Consider the following 10,022-nt stretch of genomic DNA (forward strand, 5'->3'; position numbering starts at 1 on the left):
CCACTTCCGGAGTTGCAGGGGTTCGCGGCAGCCCTTTTCGGCAAGCGCTATGTGCTGCTGGCAGAACAGGCTGCTGCCATTCGCGCCGCCATCGATGCCTGGCAGTTGCCGCAATTGTCGTTGGTGACCGAGCCACGGTTTCGGCAGGTGATCCAGCCGTTACGGGAGGCGCATGTGGGTTGGGCTTTCTGGCAAAATCCAGAATCCCCCTCTCCCGACGCCCTGGCGTTGCAGGCAGTGGGGCTGGGGCTGGGGGTAAACTTCCGGGGGTTGGTGGCCGAAACTGCCGTCCTTTGGCATACGCCTGCTGACTTTGCTTTGCCGACTGGAGAAACTTTTCGTCCGCAGGTTATTCGGCATCTGCCTGATGAGACGCTAGCGCTAATTTCCGGAAAGAACTGGGCTGCCCTTTGGCAGAGCCTGGGGCAGATGCAGCCCCTGAGCCTCTTCGGGCTGCGGCTGGATCCGGGCCAATGGCTGCAGCAGTTGCAATCGCAGGTGGAGCTGGACTGGCAGCACGTGTTGCCGGAAAGGGGAGAGTTCGCCCTTGCCTTTTTGCCCACGGATGGAGAACTGGCCTGGCTGTGGGTTGGCGAGATGCCAGATGCGCCAACGCTGGATGAGCGGGCAATCGCCCAGGGCTGGCAGGTGGTATCGATTGCAACTAAGCGTGGCACCGCCACCGCCTGGAGCAAGCCAGCGGCCCAGCCGCAACCCCAGCCAAGCCACTCCACGCCGCGAGAAGACATCCCCCTCTTGGCCGCTAAGCTGCTGCAGGTCAGCGGCAGGGGAGGCTCTCCCCAGGTGCAGGCGGCAGAGGCTCTTCCCCAAGCCCTGCCCGCGATCCCGGGAGCATCGCCCCTCTTGGCCCAGGTGTACCACACCGACCGGGAAGGCTATGCCTACCTGGCTTCTTCTTTGGCGGCTTTGGAAGCGGCCCTGGCGGATCCCCCCTTGAGTGCCGACCGCGCCTGGCGCCGCCTGGTGGCCCCCCTGCCCCACCGCAACCTGGGCTATGGGTACGGATCCCTGGGAGTTCTACCGGAAACTTGGCTGCCCCAACTGCAGGGATCCCGCTGGTCGTCCACGCGCCTGGCCTTCGCCACCACTGCCCTGACGCTGTCCGAGGCTCCCTATCCGGATCGGGGGCGCTGGCTTCTCCAGAGGGGCAAGCTGTTTTGGCAGTGGTATTAGACGATCCAGGGATCCCGGCAGCCGGGGTGAATGTACTTGCCCAGGTAGAGCTGGTTGCCCGTCTCGTTCCACTGCACAAAGTCGAAAATTTGGGTGAGCAGGAGCATTCCCCGCCCCGACTCTTCCGTTTCCAGGATGCCGCAGCGGCAGCGGTTTAGCTCCTCCTGGGGACGAAAGCCGGAGCCCTGATCCCGCACCAGCCACTGATAAAACGGCTCGGAGCTGGCGTATTCGACAATCACCCTCTTGTTGGGATCCAGGCCGTTGCCGTGGCGAACGGCGTTGATGATCGCCTCCTGCAGGCCCAAACGCACCTCCGCTCTCCAGGGGGGGGAACTTTTGCGATCAACAAATCCAGAACCGGCTGGGTGTAGAGGGTGGAGGGAAAGCTGATAACGCTCCAGGAGCAGTTGGCGGGCTTGAGGGAGAGGGCAATCACAGGGGCAGTTGGGGGCGCAACGCTCTCCTCCCATTCTAGCCAATCCCCGTTGGCCTCAGCCCGGTCGGGCCAGATCCCGGCAGGGATCCTTTTTGACGTACCATCTTGAGTGGAGAAGCTCTTCGCGGTTACCCTGATCGGCTATGGTGATCAAAGTTGGGGATAAGGTTAAGGTGCGCTCTATTCGGGATCGCGGCCAAGAAGAGGTGAGCGCGCTGGTAGGCAAGGAGGCCGTAGTGCTGGCACGGCGGGGGGTCGATGGCAGTGGCATTGGCTATATTCTGGAATTTCCCGATCGATCCCGGCACTGGTTTTTCGAGAGCGAGCTGGAAGCGGTCGATTCCGGCCACGCCAAGGATGAGCCGAGTTGAGCAGTCTGGATACCGGCTAGACAGGGGATCAGGGGCAGTTGCAGTGTCGGATCCCCTCTGCGTGTAAGTTTCCGCCAGAGGGGTTGCCCCGGCTCCAAACTCCTCAAGCCTGCATTTCCGCTTTAGGTAGCCGGCCCGGGTGACGCCGTTCCCTTTTGGAGGGGGTTCTCGCTACACAGGTTGTGAGCATCAAGCCCAGGGTCGCTGGTGTCCTGTTGCCGTTGTCTGGATAAGTGGTCGTGGCTTCTCCTCCCCATTTGAATCGTCGTTTGCTGGCCCGCCAGATGGCCGCCCAGGTGGATGGCCTGACGGTGGAGATGGCTGCTGCCGCCCTGGAGGCGATGCTGGAGAGCATCAGCCGCTGCTTGGCCGAGGGGGGATCGGTGCGGCTGGCGCGCTTCGGAACTTTCTCGTTGCGCTACCGCCCCGCTCGGCAAACCTATCACCCGCGCACCAAAGCCCCCATCCACATCCCGGCTGCTCAGGTGCCCCATTTCGTTCCCAGCCCAGAACTGGGGCGACCCAGGGGGGAGCAGCGGCTGGGCTCGGTTTGACCACGAATACGGCGGCGCAAGCCCCGGTCTTTAGTCCTGGGGATAAGCCGCCTAATCTCGGCAGTATGTAGCCTGGAGTAGTATCAGGATGGCCTCGCAGGAGGCGCGCAACTTGCTGCTATCAAACCGTCCATCGAAAACCAACTCCGCAACTGGATACGCTGGCCCTGCTGAACTTTACTGCGGGCCTTCTGCATTCGGCGCCAGTATCTGGGCCTAGGCCCAGGAGTTGGGATTATGGCGTCTTCCACAGGCGTGGGGTGGCAGCCCCACCGGCGTGCTTGCGTAGCTTGCGATGAGCGAGGAAGAATCCCCGCCCTTTAGGGCTGGGGAGAGCGTCACCCCCCTAGGATACTTGCAGAATGGCCGTCTTGCTCTGGTTTCGCACCGATTTGCGCCTGCTGGATCACCAGCCGCTAACACGGGCATGCCAACAGGGCTCCTTCCTCATTCCCCTCTACTGCCTGGATCCCCGCCACTTTGGCCAAACGGCCTTTGGCTTCGCCAAAACCGGCCCTTTCCGCGCCCAGTTCCTGCTGGAAAGCCTGGCGGATCTGCGGCAGCAGCTCCGAGTCCGCGGCTCCGACCTCGTCATCCGCCAGGGCCAGCCGGAGCAGGTGATCCCGGCCCTGGCGCGGGAGTGGGGGGTGAAGGCTGTCTATGCCCATGCAGAAGTGGGCACGGAGGAGGAGGCGGTAGCCACTGCCCTCCAGGAAGCGCTTCAGAACTTGGGGATCCCGCTGCACCTGGACTGGGGCCACACCCTCTACCACCCCGCCGATCTCCCTTTTGCCCTGGCAGACTTGCCAGAGGTGTTCACCCGCTTTCGCCAGCAGGTGGAAGCCAAGGCCAGCGTCCGCGATCCCTTGCCCATCCCTTCTCTCCCGCCGTTGCCGCCGGGGCTGGATCCCGGCCCTCTGCCCACCCTGGCTGAGCTGGGGCTGAGCTTGCCTCCGCCGGATCCCCGCGCCCGCTTTGTCTACACGGGTGGCAGCAGCGCCGCCCAGGCGCGTTTGCAGACCTATATCTGGGAGCTGGACCGGTTGCGCGTCTACAAAGAAACCCGCAACGGCATGCTGGATCCCAACGACAGCTCGCGCCTTTCTGCCTGGTTGGCGTTAGGCTGCCTCTCCCCCCGCACCGTGTATGCCGAAGTCAAGCGCTACGAGCAGGAGCGGGTGCGCAACGAATCCACCTACTGGTTGGTGTTCGAGCTGCTGTGGCGGGATTACTTTCGCTTCATCTTGGCCAAGCACGGGGCCAAGCTGTTTCGCCCCTCCGGGATCCAGGGGATCCCCATCCCCTGGCAGCAGGACTGGGATCGCTTTCAGGCCTGGTGCCGCGGCGAGACCGGCTACCCCCTGGTGGATGCCAACATGCGGGAGTTGGCGGCCACGGGGTTTATGTCCAACCGCGGGCGGCAGAATGTGGCCAGCTTTCTAACCAAAAACCTGGGGATTGACTGGCGCCTGGGGGCGGAATGGTTTGAGTCGCTGCTCATCGACTACGACGTGGCCAGCAACTATGGCAACTGGAACTACACTGCCGGTGTGGGCAACGACGCCCGCGGCTTCCGCTACTTCCACATTCCCAAGCAGTCCCGCGACTACGATCCCCAGGGCCACTACTTACGCCACTGGCTGCCGGAACTGGCCGGGATCCCAGGGGACAAGATCCACGAGCCCTATCGCCTCAGCGCCGCCGAGCAAAAGCAGTTTAGCGTGCGGCTAGGGGTGGACTATCCCCGCCCTCTGGTGGATCTGGAAAAGTCCCTGCAGGCCAGTCGGCGGGCTTACGAAGCGGCCTTGGCCCGCCACCGCCGCCGCTAGGGGGATCCCCTGGAAACGGGAGTAGCGGGCGGGGGGAGGAGGCGGCTAAGACGTCGCAAGCCGGGTAAACCGCTATCTGCCACTACCACGCTGCCATCCGGCAAAATGAGCAGATGGCCGGGCTGCTGGAAGCGGGCCGAGGAGGCGGGGCCATCCTGCCAGCCTGGCTCCTCCCCTCCGGCCAAGGTGGCAACCTGTCCATTAGTCTGCAGCCGCCGCAGGCGATGGTTATCTCGGTCGGCCAGCCAGAGACTCCCCGACCCATCGAAGGCCAGCCCTGCAAGGGTTTGAAAACGGGCTTGCGCCAAGGGGCCATCGCGGTAGCCCGCCTCTGTACTGGAGAGGGTGGTCAGTTCTCCAGCGGCAGAGAGCCGGCGCAGGCGATGCCGGTCAGCGATCCAGAGATTCCCTTCCCTGTCCACCGCTAGGGCCGTGGGCTGCAGGAGCTGGGCCTGCTCTGCCGGGCCATCGGCGGATCCCGGCTGTCCGGTGCCAGCCACTGTGGTCACCTCGCCGGCGGGGGTGATGCGGCGGATGCGGCGGTCGGCACGGTCGGCCACGTAAAGGCTGCCCTCTAGACCCAAGGCCAGGCCAAAGGGCTCGCGAAACTGCGCCTGGTCGCGCTCCCCATCACGGTAGCCGGCTACACAAGTGCCGGCAAAGGTGGTTACCTGCCGCTGAGGGCTGATGTGGCGTAGGCAGTGGTTGCCGCTGTCGGCCACCCACACTCCCCCTTTGGGATCCCAGAGCAGCCCTTGGGGGGAGTCGAACTGGGCCTGATTAGCCGCTCCATCCCGATAGCCGGCCTTGCCGCTGCCGGCCCAAACCTCCAGTTCCCCTTCGGGAGAAAGGCGAAAAATCCGGTGCTGGGCCGGGTCGGCCAAGTAAAAGAACCCTTCTGGATCAACAGCAATGCCGCCAATCTGTTTGAGAGGGATCTCGGCCTCGCCGCCGCTATCAGAGACGCTGTTTCTAGGAAGGACTGCCGAAGCAGTGCGGCCATTCAGCAAGGTCTCCACCTGCCAGGCTGAGGCTGCCGCCGCAGTAGGGGTGGGTGAGGGGGTAGGGGCTGGCCACTCGTAAACCAAGGTTCCCAACCCTTGCCCCGCCGCATCGGCAACGGCCACCCAAACGGTTCCGGAAAGGGAGGCCGGCGGCATCACCGTCAGGCGGTCGCTGCTGCGGGAGCGGATCTCCCCTCTCAAGCTGCGCTCAGGATTGACGGCTGAAGCAAACAAAACCGTTTCCACCCGCTCCAGATTTTCTCCTAACAGCAGCAGGGGCTGGCCGGGCGCTGGCACCCCCGACCCCGTGTGCAGCAGCGGCACTCCCACCTCGGAGAGTACCAGCATGGCCAGGCGGCGATTGGCCCCGCCAGAGCCCCCAGAGCGGTCAGAAAGGGTCAGGGATCCCTTCCCTTGGGCCAAGGTGGTGGATCCCCGGTAGGCGACGGCGCTCAGCTCCGCTTCGCCCGCGGGCGGGTTGGTAAAGGTGAAGGTGGCCGGCTGCCCTGAGCGCAGGGGTGCAGTGGCGGTTTGGCGATAGCTGCCCAGGGTAATGCTCAAGTCGATCCCTTCCACCCCCGGCCAGGTGGCGGTGCGGGCCAGCCAGCGCTCCACCTCGGAGGCTGGCAGCTGGGCCACCAGATCGGATCCCTGTTCCTGGAGCAGCAAAACGATGCGGTTGCTGGGCAGCGCCAGACCCGCTTGGCGAGCCTGTTCGAGCGTGAGGGCAAAGGCGGAGGGGGCGAGGGGAGTTGGAGTGGAAAGCGGTTGCAGGGCAGAAGGGGGAACGACGCTGGGAGACAAATTAGAAGAAGAAAGCTCGCCGCAGGCCGAAAGGGCCAGCACCAGGGCACTCAGCGCCGGCAAGGATAGCGGTGCAGGGGAAACCCGTCGTGGCATGATGCAGCTTATCCTCTCCCCCAAACTGGGAAATGGCGGGAACCCAAACCTCCATGCCTGTCTTCCTCAGCGTACGAGCCGGCGAAAACTGCCCAACACCTTCCCTGCTGCAGGAGCCAGCCCGGCCAATGCCTCAGGCCCTGAACTGCATTTCTATTCATAACCAACTGCCCTCACCCACAGGTGAGTTACACTCCTCACTCTTTACATCCTTACTCAAATCCCCGCCGAAAAGCCAGATGGCAGTTGGGTGCTTGCCAAGTTGTGTCTGCGTTTGTCTGCTCAAGTGTCCAGATCGGGATCCCAGCCTCTTCGAGCAGAAGCGTCTGGCAGGGTGAGCGACGGTCGTTAGACTTATAGCTCTGGGATCGGCCAGTCCCGCGGATAAATCAAATAGACAGTACCCCCGGAGTGTGCCAACCACAAAGACTCCAGCTGGTCGCGGCGGTAGGTGCGGCGAACTTCTGCGTGGGTCGGGGCCGCCGGGTCGTGGAGGATGGGATCCCCTTGGTTATCGAACCCCACCAGCACTGCCAGATGGCCATTGCTGCGGGGGAGCGGCGCCCCCTCCAGCTCGCCCTCCCGCCAGGCGTAGCTAAGGATTACCGGCACTCCCGCCGCAATCCAGGCTTCTGCTTGGGCCAGGCTCTGCAGCCGCGCCACCAGGCCGGCCAACCCTCGCTCGGCGGCATGGGCCACATTGAAGGCCCAGTTGCCGTGGCCCTGGTAAACCCGGTCGTACACCCCGGCCACCGCGGCGCGCACCAAAGGCTCACAGGGACGGGGATCCCGCTGCCAGTAGGCCATCACCATGGCCAAAGCGGTGGGGCTGCACCAAGCTGCTCCCCCGTCGGCGTAGACCATCTGGGAACACAAGGGCAGATCCAAGACCTGGCCCCAGCGGCTGGGATCCCCAGGGGGGAAGTGGCTGGGCTGGGCCGGCTGGTTGGAAAAGGCAACCGCCACCTGATCCATGCTGGGGGAACGGCCTGGCTCTTGTGTGAACAGGCGCACCCTGACCTGAAAAGCCTCTGCCCCCCTTTGGGTATCCTTGAGCACCAACAAATCCGTGTTGAGGTTGCCGTCCTCGTCGGCCTGCCCGCCCACGGAGTGGCTGGCCAAGGTGGCCGGATCGGCGGCCCACACGCCAGCGTGATACCACTTCGTCCAGCGCCCCGCAAGCTTGGCCCGGATCCCCACTTCCAGCCAGGTGCCGGGGGGCGTGGTGGCATTCCAGGAGACGATCGCTTCCACCAGAGGAAAGCTGGCGGGAACCTCCGCGCTGACGGCTTCTCCCACCCAATAGCGGCCGGGGGGATAAAAAGGCCGGCCCTGAAACGCCGACTCAGGCCCTTCAAGGCTGACTGCTTGCCGCCAGCCCTCTGGATCCAAAACCAATTGCCCTTGGGCATTCAGCCGGATCCCGCGGGCTGACCAGTCCTGAAAACCTTGGGGGGCATGCCAGCGCTGCAAGCCGGTGCGATAGGTAACATGGGCCTGGACTTGCATTGTCAGGAGTCCTGGGGAAGTGGGAGCCGGCTGGGCCAACGCCGGCAGAAGCAGTACAGTCACGCCAGCCAGCCTAAGCAGACCTTGCCAACCGCTCCGGCCTTTTGCAACCCCCATGCTCTGCTTGCCCCCACTAGTAGCGCGACACCGCCGGATGCCCCTTAATGTACCAGCGCCAGGGGAGCTCCACGCCGCGGGTAATACCGATGCGAGTGGTCTGGACAATGGTCCATTGGGCTGGCCCAGAGGGGGATCCCTCTAGCCAAATGCCTTCCTGACCGGCTGGCACCGGATCCAGCCGCCAGCCGTTGTGGGATCCATCGATGCGCAGCGCCTGGCAGAGCAGGCCCGGCCCCGCCGCCACCCGCGCCGGTTTCTGTCGTTTGTTAGCCGGGATCCACTCCGGCAGGCAATCCAACTGGGCTGCCCGGATCAGCACTGCTGACGGGATCCCTTCCGCCTCGGTGACGATGTTCAGACAGTGGTAGAGGCCGTAGATGCGATAGATGTAGAGATGGCCCGGCGGCCCGAACATCACCTGGTTGCGGCGAGTCTTGCGGCGATAGGCGTGGCAGGCCGGATCCCCGGCGGTGTAGGCTTCTGTCTCCACGATCTGGGCCCGCACCTGCAGCCCATCGGCAAATTGCCGCACCAGCACCATGCCCAGCAAAGCAGGCGCCACCAGCGGCGCCGGCTGGCTTAACCAATCCCTGGGATCCACGGCAGGCTCGGCAGCCCTCAGCCCCCGGCCACCGCAGGGACGATGCTCACCTCATCCCCATCCTGAAGAGGGGTGTCGGAGCCGTTGAGGAAACGAATATCTTCGCTGTTGACATAAAAATTGACAAAGCGGCGCAATTCCCCCTTCTCGTCGCACAGCCGCGCCTTGATGCCCGGATAGCTTTGCTCCAAGGCCTCCAGCAATTCCCGAATGGTGGATCCCTCGCAACTGACCACCTCCTGATCCCGGGTGAGCGCCCGCAGCGTGGTGGGAATTAACACCTTGACCGCCATAAGCCAATGCTTCGTCCACGACCAACATTAGAAGACTAGGGTAGCAGCACCCCGTCAATGCCGTGAATCACCCCGTTCGAGACGGGAATATCCGCCAGGTTCACGTTGGCCCCGTTGACCCGGATGCTGCCATCGGATCCCACCTGCACCCGTAGCGGCAACCCTGCCAAGGTGGTCAGAGTGGTCGATTGGCCGGGCCGCAGGTCAAAGGAGGTAATCCGCCCCGGCACCACATGATAGGTGAGGATGCGGGTGAGCTGATCCCGGTTGGCCGGCTGCAACAACGTCTCCACGGTGCCCGGCGGCAGTTGCCCAAAGGCCACATCAGAAGGGGCAAAGACCGTAAATGGCCCCGGCCCCGCCAACGCCGTGTTCAGCCCCGCCGCCCGCAGAGCCGCCGCCAGCGTCGAGTAGCTGCTGGGCAAAGTTTCCAGCTCAACGGCAATGGTGTTCAGTCCCTGGGGCCGAGCCGTGGGAACCCAAGCAAGAGGGGTCAACACCGCTACCGCCACCGGCAGGCAGCGACGCGCAAAGTAACGGACAGAACGAAAGATAGGCATGGTGCAAAGCTCCTGAGCAGGTGGGCCTGTACCAGGGATCGTAACAGTTCTTCATTAAGTTTCCGTTAAGAGCCCAGGGGGATCCCCCTCGCTTTAAACCGAGGCCTCCTGCCAGTCCAGCCGCTCCAGCGTACGGGCCCGCTCCAGCGCCTGTTCAAAGCTCTCCAGCTTGGGCGAGATCAGCAGCGGATGGCCCACCTGCGCCTGCACCGCCTCCTGGGTCTTCAAGCCGTTGCCGGTAATGTAGGCAACCGTAACCGCCTCGGGATCGAGCTGTCCGGCTTCGGCCAGGTGTTTGAGCACGGCAATGGTGGTGCCGCCGGCGGTCTCGGTGAAGATGCCTTCGGTCTCGGCCAGGAGCTTGATGCCAGCGATAATCTCAGGATCCGTAGCCGTCGCGATCTGGCCGCCGGTCTTGCGGGCAATCTCCAAGGCGTAGATGCCGTCGGCAGGGTTGCCGATGGCAATCGACTTAGCAATGGTGTTGGGCTTAACAGGAGTAACAAAATCCCGTCCTTCGCGAAAGGCCTGGGCAATGGGTGCACAGCCCTGGGCCTGGGCGCCATGGAAGGTAACCGGCTTCTCCGCCACCAGCCCCACCTTCACAAACTCCTGAAAACCTTTGTAAATCTTGGTGTACAGGGATCC

The 10,022-nt window shown here is 63.8% G+C and carries 11 protein-coding genes; 4 read left to right on the top strand and 7 right to left on the bottom strand.

From position 1 onward, the window contains the following. A partial coding sequence (locus tag NW835_RS13635; RefSeq protein ID WP_414415568.1) for a DUF3352 domain-containing protein occupies positions 1-1,194 on the top strand: 1,194 nt, incomplete at its 5' end. Here NW835_RS13635 and NW835_RS13640 read toward each other — a convergent pair. Then, a complete protein-coding gene (locus tag NW835_RS13640; protein ID WP_414415569.1) occupies positions 1,191-1,508 on the bottom strand; it encodes an ATP-binding protein in 318 nt (105 codons plus the stop codon). The genes NW835_RS13635 and NW835_RS13640 overlap by 4 nt on opposite strands. A 268-nt stretch (positions 1,509-1,776) precedes the next feature. Here NW835_RS13640 and NW835_RS13645 point away from each other — a divergent pair, with 268 nt between their 5' ends. The 3 genes from NW835_RS13645 (at position 1,777) to NW835_RS13655 (ending at position 4,387) form a co-directional block, all read left to right on the top strand. Beyond that, positions 1,777-2,004: a cytochrome b6f subunit family protein gene (locus NW835_RS13645; RefSeq protein ID WP_414415570.1), complete on the top strand. Its 228-nt coding sequence runs from the start codon at positions 1,777-1,779 to the stop codon at positions 2,002-2,004. 239 nt (positions 2,005-2,243) lie between these two features. Then, positions 2,244-2,558, top strand: a complete 315-nt coding sequence (locus NW835_RS13650; protein ID WP_414364734.1) for an HU family DNA-binding protein — start codon at positions 2,244-2,246, stop codon at positions 2,556-2,558. A gap of 362 nt (positions 2,559-2,920) precedes the next feature. Next, the gene (locus NW835_RS13655) at positions 2,921-4,387 is read left to right on the top strand and encodes a DASH family cryptochrome (protein ID WP_414415571.1); all 1,467 of its coding nucleotides are present in this window, start codon (positions 2,921-2,923) and stop codon (positions 4,385-4,387) included. On the opposite strand, the gene NW835_RS13660 is transcribed toward NW835_RS13655, so the two are convergent. The 6 genes from NW835_RS13660 to NW835_RS13685 form a co-directional block, all read right to left on the bottom strand. Beyond that, entirely contained in the window at positions 4,384-6,291 is a 1,908-nt protein-coding gene (locus NW835_RS13660; RefSeq protein WP_414415572.1) for a hypothetical protein, read from the bottom strand. The two genes, NW835_RS13655 and NW835_RS13660, sit on opposite strands and share 4 nt — an antisense overlap. Before the next feature lie 354 nt (positions 6,292-6,645). After that, positions 6,646-7,863 (bottom strand): peptidase C39 family protein, encoded by a 1,218-nt coding sequence (locus NW835_RS13665; RefSeq protein ID WP_414415573.1) that lies wholly within the window; start codon positions 7,861-7,863, stop codon positions 6,646-6,648. 70 nt (positions 7,864-7,933) lie between these two features. Continuing rightward, the gene (locus tag NW835_RS13670; protein WP_414376962.1) at positions 7,934-8,521 is read right to left on the bottom strand and encodes a DNA-3-methyladenine glycosylase; all 588 of its coding nucleotides are present in this window, start codon (positions 8,519-8,521) and stop codon (positions 7,934-7,936) included. A 17-nt stretch (positions 8,522-8,538) separates the two neighbouring features. Next, a complete protein-coding gene (locus NW835_RS13675) occupies positions 8,539-8,814 on the bottom strand; it encodes a ubiquitin-like small modifier protein 1 (protein ID WP_414364725.1) in 276 nt (91 codons plus the stop codon). A gap of 35 nt (positions 8,815-8,849) precedes the next feature. Further along, a complete protein-coding gene (locus NW835_RS13680) occupies positions 8,850-9,374 on the bottom strand; it encodes a fasciclin domain-containing protein (protein WP_414364723.1) in 525 nt (174 codons plus the stop codon). 93 nt (positions 9,375-9,467) lie between these two features. Further along, positions 9,468-10,022 (bottom strand): threonine synthase (locus NW835_RS13685; protein WP_414415574.1); only part of this gene is annotated, 555 nt, incomplete at its 5' end.

This window comes from Synechococcus sp. OH2, assembly GCF_047462155.1.
GTDB lineage: Bacteria > Cyanobacteriota > Cyanobacteriia > Thermostichales > Thermostichaceae > Thermostichus.